This window comes from Rahnella sp. 1L-D-7-B-C2, from assembly GCF_057290995.1.
Window position 1 is genome coordinate 1 of sequence record NZ_JBXAVQ010000008.1, and the last position, 17895, is coordinate 17895.

General features: G+C 49.9%; 20 protein-coding genes. 12 read left to right on the forward strand and 8 right to left on the reverse strand.

What is annotated here, in order from left to right; all coding sequences use genetic code 11:
• Positions 1-158: 158 nt before the first annotated feature.
• Both AC0Z7K_RS14340 and AC0Z7K_RS14345 read left to right on the forward strand, forming a co-directional pair.
• On the forward strand, positions 159-1235 hold the full coding sequence (locus AC0Z7K_RS14340; protein ID WP_485614966.1) for a DUF3696 domain-containing protein: 1077 nt from the start codon (positions 159-161) through the stop codon (positions 1233-1235).
• A 96-nt stretch (positions 1236-1331) separates the two neighbouring features.
• The gene (locus AC0Z7K_RS14345) at positions 1332-2129 is read left to right on the forward strand and encodes a hypothetical protein (protein ID WP_485614967.1); all 798 of its coding nucleotides are present in this window, start codon (positions 1332-1334) and stop codon (positions 2127-2129) included.
• A 297-nt stretch (positions 2130-2426) separates the two neighbouring features.
• On the opposite strand, the gene AC0Z7K_RS14350 is transcribed toward AC0Z7K_RS14345, so the two are convergent.
• The 3 genes from AC0Z7K_RS14350 to AC0Z7K_RS14360 form a co-directional block, all read right to left on the reverse strand.
• The gene (locus tag AC0Z7K_RS14350; RefSeq protein WP_485614968.1) at positions 2427-2603 is read right to left on the reverse strand and encodes an ogr/Delta-like zinc finger family protein; all 177 of its coding nucleotides are present in this window, start codon (positions 2601-2603) and stop codon (positions 2427-2429) included.
• Between the two features lie 6 nt (positions 2604-2609).
• Positions 2610-3014, reverse strand: coding sequence for a hypothetical protein (locus tag AC0Z7K_RS14355; protein ID WP_485614969.1), 405 nt, complete (start codon positions 3012-3014; stop codon positions 2610-2612).
• Between the two features lie 531 nt (positions 3015-3545).
• Entirely contained in the window at positions 3546-4328 is a 783-nt protein-coding gene (locus AC0Z7K_RS14360) for a DeoR/GlpR family DNA-binding transcription regulator (protein WP_485614970.1), read from the reverse strand.
• Positions 4329-4600: 272 nt separating this feature from the next.
• Here AC0Z7K_RS14360 and gatZ point away from each other — a divergent pair, with 272 nt between their 5' ends.
• The 7 genes from gatZ (at position 4601) to AC0Z7K_RS14395 (ending at position 10897) form a co-directional block, all read left to right on the forward strand.
• The gene (gene gatZ / locus AC0Z7K_RS14365; protein WP_485614971.1) at positions 4601-5896 is read left to right on the forward strand and encodes a tagatose-bisphosphate aldolase subunit GatZ; all 1296 of its coding nucleotides are present in this window, start codon (positions 4601-4603) and stop codon (positions 5894-5896) included.
• A complete protein-coding gene (gene gatA / locus AC0Z7K_RS14370) occupies positions 5889-6371 on the forward strand; it encodes a PTS galactitol transporter subunit IIA (RefSeq protein WP_413528004.1) in 483 nt (160 codons plus the stop codon). Before gatZ ends, gatA begins: the two co-directional genes overlap by 8 nt.
• A 74-nt stretch (positions 6372-6445) precedes the next feature.
• On the forward strand, positions 6446-6730 hold the full coding sequence (gene gatB, locus AC0Z7K_RS14375; RefSeq protein ID WP_413528003.1) for a PTS galactitol transporter subunit IIB: 285 nt from the start codon (positions 6446-6448) through the stop codon (positions 6728-6730).
• Positions 6731-6733: 3 nt separating this feature from the next.
• Positions 6734-8098, forward strand: coding sequence for a galactitol-specific PTS transporter subunit IIC (locus AC0Z7K_RS14380; protein WP_413528002.1), 1365 nt, complete (start codon positions 6734-6736; stop codon positions 8096-8098).
• Between the two features lie 46 nt (positions 8099-8144).
• Positions 8145-9194 (forward strand): galactitol-1-phosphate 5-dehydrogenase, encoded by a 1050-nt coding sequence (gene gatD / locus AC0Z7K_RS14385; protein ID WP_485614972.1) that lies wholly within the window; start codon positions 8145-8147, stop codon positions 9192-9194.
• Between the two features lie 3 nt (positions 9195-9197).
• A complete protein-coding gene (locus tag AC0Z7K_RS14390) occupies positions 9198-10052 on the forward strand; it encodes a tagatose bisphosphate family class II aldolase (RefSeq protein ID WP_485614973.1) in 855 nt (284 codons plus the stop codon).
• Between the two features lie 137 nt (positions 10053-10189).
• Positions 10190-10897: a GNAT family N-acetyltransferase gene (locus AC0Z7K_RS14395; RefSeq protein ID WP_485614974.1), complete on the forward strand. Its 708-nt coding sequence runs from the start codon at positions 10190-10192 to the stop codon at positions 10895-10897.
• A 68-nt stretch (positions 10898-10965) separates the two neighbouring features.
• Here the strand turns inward: AC0Z7K_RS14395 and AC0Z7K_RS14400 are convergent, their stop codons facing one another.
• The 3 genes from AC0Z7K_RS14400 to AC0Z7K_RS14410 form a co-directional block, all read right to left on the reverse strand.
• Positions 10966-11499, reverse strand: a complete 534-nt coding sequence (locus tag AC0Z7K_RS14400) for a GNAT family N-acetyltransferase (protein WP_485614975.1) — start codon at positions 11497-11499, stop codon at positions 10966-10968.
• A 55-nt stretch (positions 11500-11554) separates the two neighbouring features.
• A complete protein-coding gene (ada, locus tag AC0Z7K_RS14405) occupies positions 11555-12646 on the reverse strand; it encodes a bifunctional DNA-binding transcriptional regulator/O6-methylguanine-DNA methyltransferase Ada (protein ID WP_485614976.1) in 1092 nt (363 codons plus the stop codon).
• A 97-nt stretch (positions 12647-12743) separates the two neighbouring features.
• Positions 12744-13265, reverse strand: a complete 522-nt coding sequence (locus AC0Z7K_RS14410) for a GNAT family N-acetyltransferase (protein WP_413527996.1) — start codon at positions 13263-13265, stop codon at positions 12744-12746.
• Positions 13266-13351: 86 nt separating this feature from the next.
• On the opposite strand from AC0Z7K_RS14410, the gene AC0Z7K_RS14415 reads away from it, so the two are divergent.
• Positions 13352-13906 carry a helix-turn-helix domain-containing protein gene (locus AC0Z7K_RS14415; RefSeq protein ID WP_413527995.1) on the forward strand — a complete coding sequence of 185 codons (555 nt, stop codon included), beginning with the start codon at positions 13352-13354 and terminating at the stop codon, positions 13904-13906.
• A 26-nt stretch (positions 13907-13932) separates the two neighbouring features.
• Here AC0Z7K_RS14415 and AC0Z7K_RS14420 read toward each other — a convergent pair whose 3' ends face one another.
• Entirely contained in the window at positions 13933-14814 is an 882-nt protein-coding gene (locus tag AC0Z7K_RS14420; RefSeq protein ID WP_485614977.1) for a PhzF family phenazine biosynthesis protein, read from the reverse strand.
• Positions 14815-14969: 155 nt separating this feature from the next.
• Between AC0Z7K_RS14420 and AC0Z7K_RS14425 the strand changes: the two genes are divergently transcribed.
• Positions 14970-16250 carry a lysine N(6)-hydroxylase/L-ornithine N(5)-oxygenase family protein gene (locus tag AC0Z7K_RS14425; protein ID WP_413527993.1) on the forward strand — a complete coding sequence of 427 codons (1281 nt, stop codon included), beginning with the start codon at positions 14970-14972 and terminating at the stop codon, positions 16248-16250.
• Between the two features lie 52 nt (positions 16251-16302).
• Here the strand turns inward: AC0Z7K_RS14425 and trhA are convergent, their stop codons facing one another.
• Positions 16303-16953 (reverse strand): PAQR family membrane homeostasis protein TrhA, encoded by a 651-nt coding sequence (trhA, locus tag AC0Z7K_RS14430; RefSeq protein ID WP_413527992.1) that lies wholly within the window; start codon positions 16951-16953, stop codon positions 16303-16305.
• Between the two features lie 330 nt (positions 16954-17283).
• Here trhA and AC0Z7K_RS14435 point away from each other — a divergent pair, with 330 nt between their 5' ends.
• Positions 17284-17892 carry an HD domain-containing protein gene (locus tag AC0Z7K_RS14435; RefSeq protein WP_485614978.1) on the forward strand — a complete coding sequence of 203 codons (609 nt, stop codon included), beginning with the start codon at positions 17284-17286 and terminating at the stop codon, positions 17890-17892.
• Positions 17893-17895: the final 3 nt, after the last annotated feature.

Here is a 17895-nt window from a genome sequence, read left to right on the forward strand (position 1 = left end):
TCAAGGCATTTACGGGAGAAAAAATCGGCTCAAACATGAAGAAATGAAATGACTGAGTCAGCCGAGAAGAATTTCCCCGCTTATTCGCACCTTCCCTAGTGTTCAAGGTGCAAAATACCGCAGAGAACAAGTACTTACACTGATAAGAGAAATGAAAAATGCTTGAGTCAATCACTATAAAATCATTTAAATCTTTCATAGATTCAACGATAAAATTAAATAACCTGACTATATTAACAGGCCTGAATAACTCTGGGAAAAGCTCAATAATTCAAGCCATCAGAATGTGTTTGCTTTGTAATGATAATTCCTCCCCATACATATCAGGACATGGTGACTTTTCTGATTTAAAGTCCAAGCTATCCGCCATCAATAATAATATAGAAATAAATTTAACAATAAAAAATAGTGCTGATATCTTATCTATTAACCTCGGTGAAGATGAAGTTAAGTGTACATCAAATATGCCTCCATTAGCATATGACTACGTAAGTGCAGATAGACATGGGCCAAATGTTATTCTACCAACCATGGATGCTAATGTTAGCAATGTTTCTGTCGGAGCTAAAGGTGAATATTTTATTGATTACTACCTGAAATTTGAAAATGTAATCATACCTGAATTAACGAGGCATGAACAATCAGTCGGTAATTTATTAAAGCATCAAGTCGTCTATTGGATGAGAGAAATTTCACCCGGGATAGAACTTGACTTCGATATCAACAAAAAACATGATATCACTCATCTTGAGGTTAATGGGTTCAGGGCAACAAATACTGGCTTTGGAATTAGCTATGTTTTACCTATAGTACTTGCAGCTTTAACTATGTCATCACAACCACCTCTGGATGATTTTAAACATTCCAACTTAAAAAAGTGGCACAGTTGCAAAAATAAATTATTGATAGTAGAGAATCCTGAAGCGCATTTACATCCTAGAGGACAAACAGCATTAGGGAAGCTTATTACACTTGCCAGCGCATGTGGAGTTCAAATAATAGTTGAAACTCATAGCGATCATTTTGTTGATGGGGTTAGATTGGCCGTTAAGCAATTCGATGAGCTTTCGCCTAAAGACTGTTCAATACTTTTCTTTTCTAGAGAAAAAGACTTGGAGTCTACCAGTGAAGAAATTAGCATTAGTAAAGATGGTAAACTAAGTTCTTGGCCAGTAGGTTTTTTTGATCAAACATCAATAAACTTATCAAAACTAGCTAAAAGAGAGCTCAAATGAATGCTAATTTTATTATTGATGAGCGTTGGTTGATTAATGCAATAAATACTATCGAGACCTCTTTTGAGAAAATCGATGAATTATCAGAATTAATAGATGAGATTAACAAAAAAAAATAACTCAACTATTTTATATACAAAGGAAATATATGAAAAAGAATGTGGCACCAGCACCTTTTGCGAAATGATATTTGGGGATCTTTCAAGGAATCCATCCTTTAGAGATTCTATCTTACGTATCAATACACTACTAGGTCAATCAGATTCTATAGCTGTTGACTCATCAGAAAATGACTTCGATTCAGATGCATTGAAAATATTATGTTCTAGGGGTTCCGGGGCATTAATTTATAACGAAGATGTTTTAACTCCTTGGTGGAATGAGCATTCAATGTATTTAGTTCATCAAAATGATGAAATTGCAAAATACTATCGAATTCAGGCTATCTGTGAGCTAATTTCTTTCCAAGAACTTCAGGGGTATTTAGATGAGCTTTATCCTTCCTTATATTTCTTGGATGAAGCAAAGGATTTATCTAAGTTGGGTGTATATCATGAGGAGTATTTATCATTAATTATCAATCACTTGTCTTATCTTAATGATTTTGCGCAAGATCATTATATCCAAGATAGAGATAGTTTCAGCCAGGTAGCAAGCGCTCACGGAGTATTATTATCCGGCGAAAGTAGCAATACACGTGGGAATAAAAAATCTGATAGAGAAAGGTATAAAAAAATTGAAAATGTAGATATTAAATTTGAATTACATACAAAAGTGAGTTGGGATAAAGGGAGAATTCATTTTCACATAGGTAACAATTTACCTGCGGAAGTATCAGCTATAACGCAAAATAAAGTAATAGTTGGGATTGTTTGCGAACATCTACCGACTTAGCTTCAAATGCTGCTGCGCGCAATTCTTCCCGCCTGCCCGCTGCTGACTTAGCTCATTGGTTTTAATGCATGAAGAAAAGCCCCTGAAATCCCGTGCAGCAAGGGGTTAGAGCCATTTTGAGCACTCCCGAATGCATGCGAAACCATGCACCCTATGCATGCAGAGCTCACAAGGACAGGCTAGCCAGAGAAAAGGCTGTCAGGAGGGATAGTTTTTGCACCGAATTCATGAAAAATGCCGCCTTGTCACAAAGCGGCACTTAAGATTATTTTTCGGGAATCGAAAGCGAGTCGAAATTTATATTTTATGTTTCAGATTTTCTCTTTTAACGATTTTACTGACACTTTCATTCGTTTTAAATGCGCATGAGCACTCCAGCCTGGTGCACTGATAATAAGACTCCTTTGTCTGTTCGGAAATATAACGGCTTGTGCGAATGTGAGAAACAGAGCTGCAAAGCGGGCAGCGCATCATTTGCTGTTACTCCTTGTTTGTATCGATACGCTGTGAGAGTTTTTGAGCTAGTAATTGTCTTTTTATCGGACTTTGCAGCAGCCCCATATCGACACCAAGCAGCGCAGGAGAATGCATGCCAATTTTCTCCAACATAGGTTCTGCATCCATGTTGAACTGACCGAAGTGAGCCGCACCGACTAACGCGTTGCCAATTTCAGCGCTGATAATTTTGGCGGGCTCTACATAATGACCAGATTGTGTTTCCTGATAACTTACGGTGGATAACGCCAGAAGTTTCAGTTTTACAGCACGCACAAGCGCCGGACTGAGATTGTTGATGGCCATGCGCCACTGTGTATCAGCATAGGCATTCAGTGCGCTGCGGTGTGCGCTAATTAACGCTCCCCCAGCATTAGCACAATGCAACATCGCCGACTGTTTCTCGACATTCAATTCTTCAATCAGGTCATCGAACTCTTTAACTAGTCCTTGCTGAGCCCCTTACCGACCCAATTTTGGTATTCAAGATTTCAATAATTTTATTCTGTCAGTATCACGCCAGGGGCTTTTGTAATGGGTACTAGCAGGAGGGCACTTTTGAAGAATATAAGCTTTTTGATCATCGCTACTTTGGCCGCAACAAATATTTTGCGCAGACCGCATCGAAGTGATGCTCGCGCAAACTGACGCTCTTCTAAAAAAGCTGGAAGGCACAGCGGTTAACCTGCGTACAGACGTTCAGTGGTAGCTGACGCAGGCAAAATGGCACCTCTTTAGGGCCACAGGGATCATCCCCAGCGGCCTCTGCTTTGAATTCATCTCCCAAAATACTCTGTCTGCTACTGCAACGCTTTCACATTGTTTTCGTGATGCCACTCACCCCTTCAAACTGCCTGTTTCCCTTAATTTCCTGACAGCTTATAGTCAGCATGCGTTGAAAATACCTGCTTCAATAAGGAGTTACACAAGAATGAGATCGGTCGATGTCTGTTTTAGTGCCTGCTGTGCTTCTTCGCTGATGTCCGTATCGGTGATGATGGCGTCGATTTTTTCCATCGGCAGCACCAGGTTATATCCGCGACGACCAAACTTAGTGGAGTCAGTGACGACTACAACCCGCTGAGCGGCATCGGCCATAATACCGCTGATGCTGTAACCCTCGTTAAAGGTCGTGATCCCGGTGGCAGCATCAAGACCGTCGGCGCCGACAAACATCAGATTGGCGACGATGCCCTGCAAGGCGTATTCCGTAATGTTGCCATGCAGCGATCGCGTTTTATGTCTTACCGTTCCACCACAAACCACCAGTGTGATATCGGGATTTTCAGACAACACAAAAGCAGCGGGCAAATTATTCGTAATTACCGTGATACCGCCCGATTTCACCAGCTCTTCAGCCAGCAGCATCGTCGTACTCCCGCTGTCAAGAATGACTGTATCGCCCGGCTTGACCATCTCTGCCGCAGCGAGTGCGATACGTTTTTTGGGGTCGGTTGCCTGCAGATAACGTTCTTCCAGTACCATTTCGTCCTGCTGCTTGTTAAGCCCGTCATTGCGTATTTCTTTTCGTTTCGCAGCTCCGCCATGAAAACGTTCCAGTTCACCTTTTTGTTCTAAAAAACTCAGGTCGGAACGAATGGTCACTTCGGAAACACCGAAATGATTCGAAAGATAAGTGACCTCAACACTGTCTTGTTCATTGACTAACTCGGTAATTTTATTGCGACGATCGTAAGTATTCATTCTGTTTAGTCCAAAACGTCATATTCCCCCTAGTGTAAACAAAAGAATTCGCAATGAGGAGCAGCAATTAATCTGAATGTGAGACAACGCACTCTCGATTCAAGACCTTATCCATTTGCTCGTTGATTGAAATCGCTCGATACACGTCAGAAATGAAAGAAAACGAATGAAATAACTTACGAAATATTACGATCATCATCACGAAACGCAAAAAACGCTATTGTATGATTTTCGGAAAGATACGAATCTCTTCGAAAACAAACGGAGGATAAATGAAAACAATAATTGCACAACATAAGAAAGGCGAAAGCATCGGTATTTGCTCAGTCTGTTCAGCTCACCCTTTAGTGATCGAGGCAGCACTTCGGGAAGATCTGCACACCTGTCGTAAAGTGCTGATCGAAGCCACATCTAATCAGGTTAACCAGTTCGGTGGTTACACCGGCATGCTGCCGATTGATTTCCGCGACTTCGTCCTTGCGATAGCGGAGAAAATAGGATTTCCAGTTAATCGTCTGATTTTAGGGGGAGATCATCTCGGTCCAAATTGCTGGCAGAGCGAAAATGCTGCCAGCGCGATGAGCAAAGCCGAAGTCTTGATTGCGCGCTACGTTGAAGCCGGGTTCAGCAAAATTCATCTGGATGCCTCGATGTCCTGCGCAGACGATCCTGTTCCATTAGATCCTTACGTCGTGGCTCAGCGTGCTGCCCGCTTGTGTCAGGTCGCGGAAAAGATCGCAACGCCAGAGCAAAAGCTGTCCCTGACTTATGTCATTGGGACGGAAGTTCCGGTGCCCGGCGGCGAAGCATGCGCTATCGAGCATGTGCATGTCACCCACGCGAAAGATGCCAAGGCAACGCTGGATATGCACCATAAGGCATTTCTGGCGACCGGACTTGAGGCTGCCATCGATAGGATTATTGCTGTCGTCGTTCAGCCAGGCGTAGAGTTCGATCACAGTCGGGTGATCCACTATCAGCCCGATCTCGCGAGGGATTTATCAGCCTATATAAATACCACTCCGCTGGTGTATGAGGCGCATTCCACCGATTATCAAACCCGCGATGCCTACCGCAATCTGGTAAAAGATCATTACGCGATCCTCAAAGTCGGCCCGGCGCTGACCTTTGCGCTGCGCGAAGCTGTTTTCGCACTGGCAAATATCGAACAAGTGCTCATTGCGCCAGAATCCCGCAGCCAGCTTCTGATGGTAATCGACGGCGTCATGCTTGATGAACCGGGTTACTGGAAAAAATATTACAACCCGACCTTCAGCCAGTCCCTGATTGACCTCCACTTCAGTCTTTCTGATCGCATTCGCTACTACTGGCCTCATGCCCGCATCAATAAAGCGATGGATGTGCTGATCGCCAATTTGCAGTCGATTGATATTCCACTTGGCTTGCTCAGCCAGTATCTGCCAGCACAGTTCGAACGTGTGATGGCGGGTGAACTTGCCAGCGATCCTCATGAAATGATCATCGACAAAATTCAGGATGTATTACGCGCCTATCACTTCGGCTGTACTGCACAACCCGCAACTTGCGGAGAGTGCAGCCATGCATAACTGCGAAGTGTTCGTTAAAACCGGCATCGCCTTTGAGGACTACCACGAGGCGCTGGTGCATATCGGTGAATCTATGGTGCAGGCAGGCATAGTTGAAACTACTTATCCGCAGGCGTTATTGAGCCGGGAGGCTGAATTCCCCACCGGCATTCAGCTTGAACAACATGCGGTTGCCATACCGCATTGTGACGCAACACATGCCCGCACTCCGGCCATTTATCTGATACGACCTGATGCGCCTGTCGAATTTTTTCAGGCCGACGATGAGGGTACCGTTGCCGTTTCACTGATTGTTGCGCTCATCGTCACCCATCCGTCTGAGCAGCTGATGTTATTGCGCAAATTATTCAGCCAGTTACAGGAGCCAGCGTTTTTCGAAAGTCTGCTTAGGGTGCCCGAAGATCAGCTGGCAGCCCTGTTTAAACAACACGTTTTTGTCTCTTCCCCCGAGAACGCGGTCACTGCAATTACCTGAAATTGCCATGACCAATTTGTACCCAAAGTCCTACAAAAAATAACACCAAAAACAGATCATCAAGGAGTCTTACCGTGAAACGAAAAATCATTGTCGCCTGTGGCGGAGCCGTTGCCACATCAACGCTGGCAGCAGAAGAAATCAAGGAGTTGTGTGAAGCACACGGCATAGAAATGGAGCTTGTTCAGTGCCGTATCAATGAAATCGAAACCTTCATGAGCGGTGCGCACTTGATCTGCACCACCTGCAAAGTCGACCGCACGTTCGACAGCATTCCCGTCGTACACGGGATGCCATTTATCTCCGGCGTCGGCATGGATATTTTGCGCCAACAAATACTGACCCTGTTACAGGAGTAAGCCATGTTTACCGAAATTATGCGCTACATCCTCGATCTCGGGCCAACAGTCATGCTGCCCGGAGTGATCATCATTTTCTCCCTGATATTAGGGATGAAACTGGGTGATTCTTTTAAATCTGCGATTCACATTGGGATTGGTTTTGTAGGTATCGGGCTGGTCATTGGTCTGATGCTGGATTCCATCGGACCCGCCGCGAAAGCGATGGCTGAACATTTTGAAATCAATCTGCAGGTTGTCGATATCGGCTGGCCGGGTTCATCGCCAATGACCTGGGCATCGCAAATTGCACTGGTGGCTATTCCCATTGCTATCGGTGTGAACATCATCATGTTACTGACCCGCATGACGCGCGTCGTTAATGTGGATATCTGGAACATCTGGCACATGACATTTACCGGCGCCATGTTGCATCTCGCGACAGGTTCCTACTGGCTGGGAATCATGGGCGTGGTGGTGCATGCGGCGTTTATTTATAAGCTGGGTGACTGGTTTGCCAAAGACACGCGGGACTTCTTCAATCTCGAAGGTATCGCTATTCCTCACGGTTCATCGGCTTACCTCGGGCCTATTGCCGTGCTGGTCGATACCATTATTGAAAGAATCCCCGGCCTGAACAAAATTCACTTCAGTGCTGATGACGTACAAAAACGTTTCGGCCCGTTTGGTGAACCGGTCACCGTCGGCTTTGTGATGGGGCTGATCATCGGCTATCTCGCGGGTTATGACATCAAAGGCGTATTGCAACTGGCGGTCAAAACCGCTGCGGTAATGCTGCTGATGCCGCGAGTGATCAAACCAATTATGGATGGCTTAACGCCAATTGCACGCCATGCCCGCACCCGTTTGCAAGCCCGCTTCGGAGGGCAGGAATTCCTGATTGGCCTGGATCCGGCGCTGTTGCTCGGTCATACCGCCGTTGTCTCCGCCAGCCTGATTTTTATTCCGCTGACGATTCTGATAGCGGTGCTGGTTCCGGGAAATCAGGTATTGCCATTCGGCGATCTCGCCACCATCGGTTTCTTTGTTGCCATCGCGGTTGCAGTGCATCAGGGCAACCTGTTCCGCACGTTAATCTCCGGATGCATCATCATGGGTATCACCCTGTGGATTGCCACGCAGACCATCGATTTGCATACCCAGCTGGCAGCAAATGCCGGTGCTTTGAGCGCAGGTGGCAGGGTTGCCTCAATGGATCAGGGAGGTTCACCGATCACTTATCTGTTGATTCAACTTTGTACGCTTAAAAATATCGCGGGGTTAAGCATCATTGGCGTGATTTACGCCATCGGTGTCTTCCTCACATGGCGTCGCGCCCGCAACTTCATCAAAACCGAAAAGCTGGCCGCTGAACTGGCCAACGCTTAAATCTTCATTCCGGCGGGGGAATACCCCCGCTAAAAGGAAACTGACTATGAAATCTGTCGTTGTACATACCGGCGGGGAGATGACCGTTGTAGAGAGCCCGATGCCTGAACTTAACGCTCCTGATGACGTATTGGTGCGTGTTGCGTATTCCGGCCTGTGCGGCTCTGACATTCCGCGTATTTTTTCCAAAGGTGCACATTTTTATCCGATCACGCTCGGCCACGAATTCAGCGGCCACGTGGTCAGCACTGGCAAAGATTGCGGTGATTTTAAGGAAGGTGATGCAGTGGTTTGCGTACCGTTATTACCTTGTTTTCAATGCGAAGAATGCTCAAAAGCAGCGTACTCACAGTGTAAACACTATCAGTTTATTGGCTCCCGCCGCGATGGCGGGCACGCCGAGTTTGTCGTGGTTTCACGTAAAAACCTGTTCAGGCTGCCGGAAGGCTCTTCGCTGATGCAGGGGGCGTTTTTTGAACCCATAACTGTTGGCTTACATGCCTTGAAACTGGCGGGGGGATGCGAGGGCAAAGAAGTGATCGTGATTGGCGCAGGCACTATCGGCCAGCTCATCATTCAGGCCGCTGGCGCATTGGGTGCAAAATCCGTCACCGCCATCGATCTCAACCCCCAGCGACTGGATCTGGCGTTAAGCACCGGCGCCACCCATGCCTGTGACAGTGCAATCATGAGTACGGAGGAAATCCGTCAGCACACTCATGAACGCCGCTTTAATCAGTTAATCCTCGAAACTGCGGGCACGCCGCAAACCGTGGCGCTGGCTCTGGATATCGCAGGTCCAAAAGCGCAGGTGGCACTGGTCGGAACCTTACACAAAGATCTGACGCTAAACGTGGCCACCTTCAGCCAAATCCTGCGCAAAGAACTGACGATATTAGGCAGTTGGATGAATTACTCCGCGCCGTGGCCGGGCAGCGAGTGGCAGCAGGCGACGCAACTATTTGCCGAAAATAAGATGAACCTGGAGCCGCTTATTGCAAGCCTCAGCACGCCGGAGGAGTTCGTTACAGATGTGATTTCGCTTGGGGGCAAGCCAATGACCGGCAAAATTTTGCTGGATATGACAGGGAGCTGAAAAATGTATCTGATTTCAAACAGGGAAATGCTGTTGGCGGCGCAGCGCGAAGGATATGCCGTGCCGGCATTTAATGTCCACAATCTGGAAACCGTTCAGGTCGTAGCCGAAACGGCAGCCGCCATGAGTTCACCCGTGATTCTGGCCGGTACGCCGGGCACATTTAGCTATGCGGGAACGGATTACCTGATTTCAATCTGTCAGGAAGCGGCGCGGAAATACCGCCTTCCGCTGGCGCTGCATCTGGATCATCATGAAGAACAAAGCGATATCGAAACAAAAGTTCGCGCGGGTGTTCGTTCAGTAATGATCGACGCCTCGCATTTTCCCCTGCCAAAGAATATCGAAAAAGTCAGGCAAGCAGTACGTTTGTGCCACGCATTCGACGCCAGTGTTGAAGCTGAACTCGGTCGCCTTGGCGGGCAGGAGGACGATCTGGTAGTGGACGAAGGCGACAGCTTCTTTACCGATCCGGTCGTGGCGAGACATTTCGTCGATGCCACCAACATCGACTCACTGGCCGTGGCGATCGGTTCCGCTCATGGCTTGTATCACGGCGAACCTAAACTAGATTTCACCCGACTAGGACAGATCCGACAACTGGTCGATATCCCACTGGTTCTGCATGGCGCATCGGGGATCCCGGAGAAGATGATTCATCAGGCGATCGAATTGGGGATCTGCAAAGTTAACGTTGCTACTGAACTGAAGATCGCCTTTGCGGAGGGTATAAAACAGTATTTCTCCGAACATCCGCAAGCGAACGATCCGCGAAAATACATCGTGCCAGGCAAAATCGCCATGCAAAAGATAGTCGAGGAGAAGATCAGAATTTGTGGCAGCGCCGGGCGGTTATAGCATTTTACTTACTGCTGAATATCAATGAAATCAGGCGGGGATTTTCCCCGCTTAACTGGCTTTTATCGCCGGTCCGGTTGCAGCCATCCATCTGTTCTGATTTTATGGATGCTCTACGACAGTGAATGGAAACTGCTATGACAACCCTTAACCACTTTGGTCAACCCGTCGGTGATGCCCTGCCCGACTGGCAACCACGCGAACGTCCGACGCACGTTCAGCTGGACGGTATCTGGTGCCGTCTCGAGCCACTAAACCGCGAGCGCCACAGTCAGGATTTATTCAACGCCTGGCACAGTATTGATGACAATCGTGACTGGACGTATCTCTCGGTCGATCGTCCTGCAACGCAGACTGAGTGTGATGCGTTTATCGGTCAGCAGGAAAAAAGTGAAGACCCGGTGTTTTTCGCCGTGGTGGATTTGGCGACCCAGCGAGCCGTGGGTAGTGTGTCTCTGATGCGCATCGATGCCGTCAACGGCGTTGCGGAAATTGGCTGGGTGAACTGGTCGCCACTGATGAAGCGCACGCGCTTTGGCACTGAAGCTATTTATCTGCTGCAACGCTATCTGTTCGATACCCTGAAATATCGCCGCTGCGAATGGAAATGCCACAGCCTGAACGAACCGTCAAAACTGGCGGCTGAGCGTTTCGGCTTTCAATACGAAGGGACGTTCCGCCAGGCTATTGTTAATAAAGGCCGTAATCGCGATACGCTCTGGTTCTCATTGCTCGATCACGAATGGCCAGCGTCAAAAAGTACCTTCGATCGCTGGTTAAGTCCGGCGAATTTCACGGCTGAAGGTCAACAGAAACAACGGCTGGAAGATCTCAGAAAGAGCTGATAACGAAGGAAAAAGATCAACAGTTCCCGCAATTCATTGGCGCGGGAACTGTAAAAAATGCAACGCTATTACAATGCTGTCAGCAGCGTAATGTCTGGCCAGGCATAAATAATATTGCGAGAGCGCCATAGCGGCCCGGCATCGGTATAACGTCCGGCTTCCTTACCGCCCAGCGCGCGATAAAAACGGATGGCCGGTTCGTTGCCTTCAACCACGCCCAGCCCGGCACCGCAATAACCCGCCTCAGCAAGATGTCTTGCAGCCTCGGTGATTAAGCGCTTGCCGATCCCCTGACGTTTAAAATCGCCAGACACGTACAGGAATTTGATTTCAGCCATTTCCCCATATTCCGGGTTTGTCGAAGACGATGCCAGAGTGAAACCCGCCAGTTGCCCGTCAACCTCGGCCAGTAAAATGCACTGCCCGGCGGCCGGATTTTCAAATTTTTCTAGCCAGAAAATTTTCCGACGCGGAACGTCCAGAGCGGAAAAAGCCTCTGCGGGCGCGAGCTCGCGATAGGTATCTCGCCAGATAGCGACGTGTAAGGCAGCCAGTGCATCAATATCCGCAGGCTTAGCAAAACGCAGTGATAATTTAGGCACGGGATCCCTCGTCAATGTTGATAATTATCAAAAAAAGTCAGTCAGGCCAGTATAATCAGTTTTTTTCTTCACGCGCCAGCAAACTGCGTTTGCGCTCGACGCCCCAGCGGTAGCCGGAAATATTACCGTCGGTTTTTACTACGCGATGACAGGGGATCGCGACCGCCAGCACATTTGCGGCGCAGGCTCCAGCCACCGCGCGAACAGACTTCGGTGAGCCGATTTGACGGGCGATTTCTGCATAACTGGCGGTGGTGCCCACAGGAATAGCGCGCAGCGCCTGCCAGACACGCTGCTGGAAAGCCGTACCGCGAATATCCAGGGGTAAGTCGAGACCCATATTCGGCGCCTCGACGAAGCCGACAATCGACGCAATACGCTGTTCGAAGTCCGGATCGCCCCCGAGCAGCTCAGCCTGCGGGAAACTATTTTGCAACTCGATGATCAGCGCCTGCGGATCATCACCGAGTAATATCGCGCAAATTCCCCGCTGACTTTCAGCAACCAAAATCGCGCCCAGCGCAGAGTCGGCTATTGCAAACCAGACGCGCACATCCCGTCCGCCGGAGCGGAAACCCTGCGGCGTCATGCCCAACGTTGCAGCAGAAGTTTCATAAAACCGGCCATCGGAAGGATAGCCCGCGGCGTAGATCGCCTCAGTCACCGTGGTGCTGTCGGCCAATTTTTCGCGAACGCGCCGGGCGCGCTGCGCCTGCTGATAGTCTTTTGGCGTGACACCGGTTTGCGCTTTGAAAAGGCGATGAAAATGATAGACGCTGATGCCAACCGCCTCCGCCAGTTGGTTCAGCGTCACTACTTCAGCAGACTCTTCCAGCAACCGGCAGGCTTTTTCCACCCGCTGGGCATGAAATTGTGCCAGTGAGATCAGCCCCTGACGGCAACGCTTACACGGCCGGAAACCGGCCTGCTCAGCAACTTCGGCGCTTTCGAAAAACATAACATTTTCCGGGTTCGGCTGACGCGACGGGCAGGAAGGCGCACAGTAAATACCGGTGGTTTTTACAGCGTAAACAAACCGGCCGTCGGCACTGGCATCGCAGTTAATTAGCGCAAGCCAGCGCGGATCTTGTGCAGTTTTATGTATGTTCATGGTTGCCTGATGAAGAGTTTTCGTTTTGCCTGACATAGTGCGCCTCACGTTTCCCGACTGATTGAATCTCAGCTTAAGCTGCTGGCCTTCGGCGCGCCCTCCGGCTCTTGCTTTCTTATTCAGTCAGCCATTATCAGCCCCCCACCGGCTCAGATGGCGTACTAAGGATCAGCTGATAAAAGGCCAAATCCAGCCAGCGGTCAAATTTATACGCGGCTTGTTTTATCGTACCGGTATGACTAAAGCCGTTTTTCTTATGTAGCGCAATGCTGCCGCCGTTAGTGGCGTCGATGGCACCAATCAGCGTATGCACATCCCGCTCACGGGCGGCATCAATCAATGCCATCAGCAGCACTTTTCCCAGCCCTTTTCCGCGATGGTCTTTATGAATATAAATCGAATGCTCGACTGAGTATTTATACGCTGGCCAGGCGCGAAACGTGCCATAACTCGCGAATCCGAGCAGTACGCCCTGTTCGTCTTCCAGCCCGATCACCGGGAAATTATTGGTCAGTTTAGAGGCAAACCATGAGGTCATAGTGTCGATGTGGCGTGGTTTATAATCATACAACGCGGTGGAGGTGAGGATAGCGTCGTTAAAAATATCCAGAATCGCGACAGCATGCTGGCGCTCAGTGCAGGCAATCAGTTTCATAAGTCGTTCCCCGTTGGCTTCCGTTATGCGCTTAATTCCACTATAGTGGAATTATTTCCACAAAAGTAAACAACGGAACTTACCCTATGTCAATCGACCAGTTGATTGCTACCCGGTTGCAATCATTACGTAAAGCGCAGGGGCTGAGCCTTGAACAGCTCGCCAGCCGTTCGGACGTCAGTAAAGCCATGATTTCGAAAATTGAGCGACAAGACAGCAGCCCAAGTGCCAGCCTCTTGGGACGTCTGGCGGCCAGTCTGGGCGTATCACTGGCGCAGCTACTTGCGGAGGATAATGCCCAGTCTGCGCCGTTACGGCCGCTTGCGCAGCAGGAAGTCTGGCAAGATCCGGACATTGGATATTTACGTCGACAGGTGACAGCGCATGAAGAACACGGCGGCCCGGATCTGGTGGAAATCACCCTCCCCGCTGGCGCACGCGTCAGCTATCCCGGCTGGAGCCATCAGGCTTACCGGCAGCGTTTATGGATGGTGGAGGGCTCACTGAATATAGATTACGGCGCACAGAACTATGGGTTGTCCGCCGGAGATGCGCTGACGTTTGGCGTCGATCTGCCGATTACGTTCAGCAACCCCGGCGAACACCCTTGCCGCTATTTGCTGGTAATGAGCGACAAATAGCGGCTGAAACCCGATAACCGCTGAGTTTACAGGTCTAACGTGCCGTCGATCAGGGTGCAAGAATCGCCGCCGACCCAGGGTTCACCGTCAATAAACGTCACCGTCACGCGGCCATCGCGCTGGAGTTTGGTGCCCTGACGCACGAGGTATTTTTGGTCGGTATTTTTGCCGTCCGGAAAACCGGCTTCTTTCAGCACCCGCGCCAGACAGGCGTTGGCGCTGCCGGTAACCGGGTCCTCTTTCAGTACGCCGTCTTCATCAATCAACGCCCGCACTTCGTAATTCGCCGGGCCATTTTCATCATGCAAACCATAGACCGCCACGCCGTTGATACCGAGCTGCGTTTGTAGCTGGCTGATGGCTGCCGCATCGGCTTTTATGTTCAGGCAGTCCTGCGCGCTCTCCATCCGCACCACCAGCCAGATAATGCCCATGTCTGCCTGAACTGGTGTGACGTCGGCCTGTATTTTCCCGCCGCGCAACGCGCTGGCCAGCAAATCATGATACTCGGCCGCCAGTGGTTTCAGCACCGCAGGAGGCGCGGAAAATGCCTGCCCGCCTTCTGCCAGCTGGTTCACCTGAACCAGCCCAACGCCGCATTCCTGCACCAGATAGCCCGGATTTTTTGGCGTCAGACCGTTTTCTAACAACGCGTACGCTGTACCCAGCGTCGGATGCCCGGCGAAAGGCAGCTCTTTATCGGTGGTGAAAATACGCACGCGGTAATCGGCCTCCGGCGACACCGGTTTAAGTACAAACGCCGTTTCCGCCAGATTAGTCCAGCGCGCCATGGCGTACATTTCGTCATCCGTCAGCCCTTCGGCATCAAGGATCACAGCCAGCGCATTGCCTTTCAGTGGCACAGCAGTAAACACATCAACTTGTTTGAAACGACGCAGGCGGGTCATAGCAAATCCTTTTTAATCAGTGAGAAAGAAAGGGCGAAGTGACTGAGTTTAAGAATAATTCGATAAGTTATCGAGAAAAATGTCAGGCGCCAATGGCTGACCTATGCTTAAGGCACTTTCCATATCATTTCAATGAAAACACAAGGAACAGAAAGATGCCCGCGAAGGATTTGATAGGTATTGGCATAGGCCCCTTCAACTTAAGCCTGGCCGCGATGGCAAAGGATACGGGAAAACTCGACGCCGCCTTTTTCGATGCAAACCCGGAATTCAGCTGGCACCCCGGCATGTTGTTGCCGACCGCCACCATGCAGACTTATGTCCTGCAGGATTTGGTAACGACCGTTGCGCCACGCAGTGAATTCTCCTTCATCAACTATCTGGTTGAACAGAAGAAAATTTACCGCTTTCTGGCCACCGAGCAGTTGATCATCAGCCGTGATGAGTTCTCCGATTATCTGCGCTGGGCCTGCGACCGCATCCCGGATTTACATTTTTCCGCGCCGGTGGAGAGTATTGATTTCGACGATAAGCGTCAGGAATTCGTGGTGCAGAGCGAAAAAGGGGAGCACCGCGCCCGAAATATTTGTCTCGGCACCGGCCACGCACCGTGGATACCGAAACCGGCAAGGGCGGCGCTGGGGGAGAATTGTTTTCATGCCGCCGAAATTGAACTGCGCGAGCCGGATTTCACTGGCAAACGCGTTGCCGTGGTCGGCGGCGGCCAGAGCGGCGCAGACATTATTCTCAATGCGCTAAGCGGCCACTGGGGAGAATTCGCTGAACTGAGCTGGCTCTCACGGCGACCGAACTTCCAGCCGCTGGATGAATCGATTTTCACCAACGAATATTTCACGCCGGAATATGTAAATTACTTCTATACCCTGCCGGAAGACGTGCGTGAGCGGGAGATCGCCACACAAAAATTACCGTCTGACGGCATCAGTTATCACACGCTGGAAGATATCTATAAGCAGCTGTATCACCGTTTCGACGTGCTGCATCAGCCGCGCAACGTGCGTTTATTACCGCACCGCGCACTCGATCATATCTCGCGCAACGCCGCCGGAGATTTCAGCCTGCAAGCCCGACACGGGCTGGAAAACTGCGAGGAACATTTCAGCGCCGATATCGTGATTCTGGCGACCGGTTATCGCCCCGGCCTCCCGGAGTATCTCGCGCCCATGCTTGAGCGGATCCCCTATGACCGTGAGCAGCATTTACCGTTGCAGCCGAATTTCAATCTGCGCTGGGATGGCCCTGATCAGAACCGGATTTATGCGGTGAATGCCGGGATCCACAGTCACGGCAGCGCCGAAGGGCAACTGACCCTGACGGCGTGGCGCTCGGCGAAAATCCTCAATCATCTGCTGGGGGAATCGCATTACGATCTGAGCCCGGTACCTTCGCTGGTGCAGTGGTGGGCGGGGAAATAACAGGCACAAAAAAGCGGAGCGCAGGCTCCGCTTTTACATTTCATAAGAAAGGCTAGACGTAGAAATAAATCGCCAGAAAGTGACAGGCGCTGCCACCGAGCACAAATCCGTGCCAGATGGCGTGACCAAAGCGAAAGCGCTTCGAGGCGTAGAATATGACCCCAAGCGTGTACACCACACCGCCGATCGCCAGCAGCCATACGCCGCCGGGCAGCAGTTTCATCGCCAGCTGATAAATCACCACCAGCGACAGCCAGCCCATTGTCAGATAAGTGATGAGGGAGAGCACTTCGAAACGGTGCGCAAATGCCAGTTTAAAAATCACACCGAACAGCGCCAGTCCCCAGATCACCGCCATCAGGCCTTTTGCCAGCGGGGAATTCAGCCCGACCAGCAGGAACGGCGTGTAAGTGCCCGCGATCAATATGTAAATGGCGCAGTGATCAAGCTTCTTCAACCAGTATTTCGCTTTCTCATGCGGAATGGCGTGATAAAGCGTCGACGCCAGAAACAGCAAAATCATGCTGCCACCGTAAATGCTGTAACTGGTGATGGCCATCACGCTGGCGTTTTCGCCCAACGCCTGAACCAGTAATAACACCAGCCCGACAATCCCAAATACCAGACCAACGCCGTGACTCAGGCTGTTGGCAATTTCTTCAGCCCACGGATATCCCTGTGGTGATGGAGACGACTTACCCATACGATGAGGATCCTCAGAACAATAAAATGACAGGTTATAAATTACCCTGACCAGCAGAGTAGCTGAGAACGATTCCAGTGTACGCCTGTACGCTTAAATTGAGTATTTCCTCCTGTAACAGTCTCTTAGCCGGATCATCATTTTCTACGCATCAGATTGCAAAGCCGTTCAATTCATTCACTTTGTTTATAATTTATCCATGTGACATTTTTACGACGCGGGGAGTTTCCGCACCCAAAAACATGATTTTTTATCACCAAGCGATTATCGTATAGCGGAAATCTCTGATAACGCTGTTCATCATGTCGTCAATTTGACTAAGGTTTGATTATGTCAGTAGCAACTCCCCCGCTGAATTTCGGCGCAATGACCGAAGTTTTTCAATTCCTGATGGAAATCGACAAACTGAAAAGCGTGCAACGCCGCACCAAAGTGTTAGGCACCGATCGTCAGGAGAATTCAGCAGAACACAGCTGGCATTTCGCCGTAGCGGCCATGTCTCTGGCCCCTTTCGCGCCAGAGGGGGTTGATATCAATAAAGTCATCCGTATGGCGCTGATTCACGATATCGTCGAAATCGATGCCGGAGATGTGCTGGTTTACGATCTGGCTGCCCGCGCGGCGGTACACGATCAGGAAATCATTGCAGCGAATCGCCTGTTCGGCCTTTTGCCCGCGCCGCTCGACGGCCAGTTCCTCGATTTGTGGAATGAATACGAAACAGGTGAAAGCCCGGAAGCAAAATTCGCGCTGGTGATCGACCGCATCATGCCGATGATCATGAACCTGAACAATCAGGGGCAGAGCTGGGTGGAAAACAATATCCGTCTGGAACAGGTTCTGGCGCGCAATGCTTTCATCGCTGATATCCACCCGGAACTGTGGCAGCACCTTCGCGGCCATCTGGATAACGCCCACCAGCAGGGCTGGCTGAAGTGATTA

What these genes read in the sequence shown, in the direction of transcription:
- AC0Z7K_RS14360 (WP_485614970.1), bottom strand. Translation starts at nt 4,328, where the DNA reads ATGAATACTTACGATCGTCGCAATAAAATTACCGAGTTAGTCAATGAA.
- AC0Z7K_RS14345 (WP_485614967.1), top strand. Translation starts at nt 1,332, where the DNA reads ATGAGATTAACAAAAAAAAATAACTCAACTATTTTATATACAAAGGAA.
- AC0Z7K_RS14350 (WP_485614968.1), bottom strand. Translation starts at nt 2,603, where the DNA reads ATGATGCGCTGCCCGCTTTGCAGCTCTGTTTCTCACATTCGCACAAGC.
- AC0Z7K_RS14415 (WP_413527995.1), top strand. Translation starts at nt 13,352, where the DNA reads ATGTCAATCGACCAGTTGATTGCTACCCGGTTGCAATCATTACGTAAA.
- gatZ (WP_485614971.1), top strand. Translation starts at nt 4,601, where the DNA reads ATGAAAACAATAATTGCACAACATAAGAAAGGCGAAAGCATCGGTATT.
- AC0Z7K_RS14425 (WP_413527993.1), top strand. Translation starts at nt 14,970, where the DNA reads ATGCCCGCGAAGGATTTGATAGGTATTGGCATAGGCCCCTTCAACTTA.
- gatD (WP_485614972.1), top strand. Translation starts at nt 8,145, where the DNA reads ATGAAATCTGTCGTTGTACATACCGGCGGGGAGATGACCGTTGTAGAG.
- AC0Z7K_RS14435 (WP_485614978.1), top strand. Translation starts at nt 17,284, where the DNA reads ATGTCAGTAGCAACTCCCCCGCTGAATTTCGGCGCAATGACCGAAGTT.
- AC0Z7K_RS14340 (WP_485614966.1), top strand. Translation starts at nt 159, where the DNA reads ATGCTTGAGTCAATCACTATAAAATCATTTAAATCTTTCATAGATTCA.
- AC0Z7K_RS14395 (WP_485614974.1), top strand. Translation starts at nt 10,190, where the DNA reads ATGACAACCCTTAACCACTTTGGTCAACCCGTCGGTGATGCCCTGCCC.
- AC0Z7K_RS14420 (WP_485614977.1), bottom strand. Translation starts at nt 14,814, where the DNA reads ATGACCCGCCTGCGTCGTTTCAAACAAGTTGATGTGTTTACTGCTGTG.
- AC0Z7K_RS14390 (WP_485614973.1), top strand. Translation starts at nt 9,198, where the DNA reads ATGTATCTGATTTCAAACAGGGAAATGCTGTTGGCGGCGCAGCGCGAA.
- AC0Z7K_RS14380 (WP_413528002.1), top strand. Translation starts at nt 6,734, where the DNA reads ATGTTTACCGAAATTATGCGCTACATCCTCGATCTCGGGCCAACAGTC.
- trhA (WP_413527992.1), bottom strand. Translation starts at nt 16,953, where the DNA reads ATGGGTAAGTCGTCTCCATCACCACAGGGATATCCGTGGGCTGAAGAA.
- ada (WP_485614976.1), bottom strand. Translation starts at nt 12,646, where the DNA reads ATGTCAGGCAAAACGAAAACTCTTCATCAGGCAACCATGAACATACAT.
- gatA (WP_413528004.1), top strand. Translation starts at nt 5,889, where the DNA reads ATGCATAACTGCGAAGTGTTCGTTAAAACCGGCATCGCCTTTGAGGAC.
- AC0Z7K_RS14410 (WP_413527996.1), bottom strand. Translation starts at nt 13,265, where the DNA reads ATGAAACTGATTGCCTGCACTGAGCGCCAGCATGCTGTCGCGATTCTG.
- AC0Z7K_RS14355 (WP_485614969.1), bottom strand. Translation starts at nt 3,014, where the DNA reads ATGTTGCATTGTGCTAATGCTGGGGGAGCGTTAATTAGCGCACACCGC.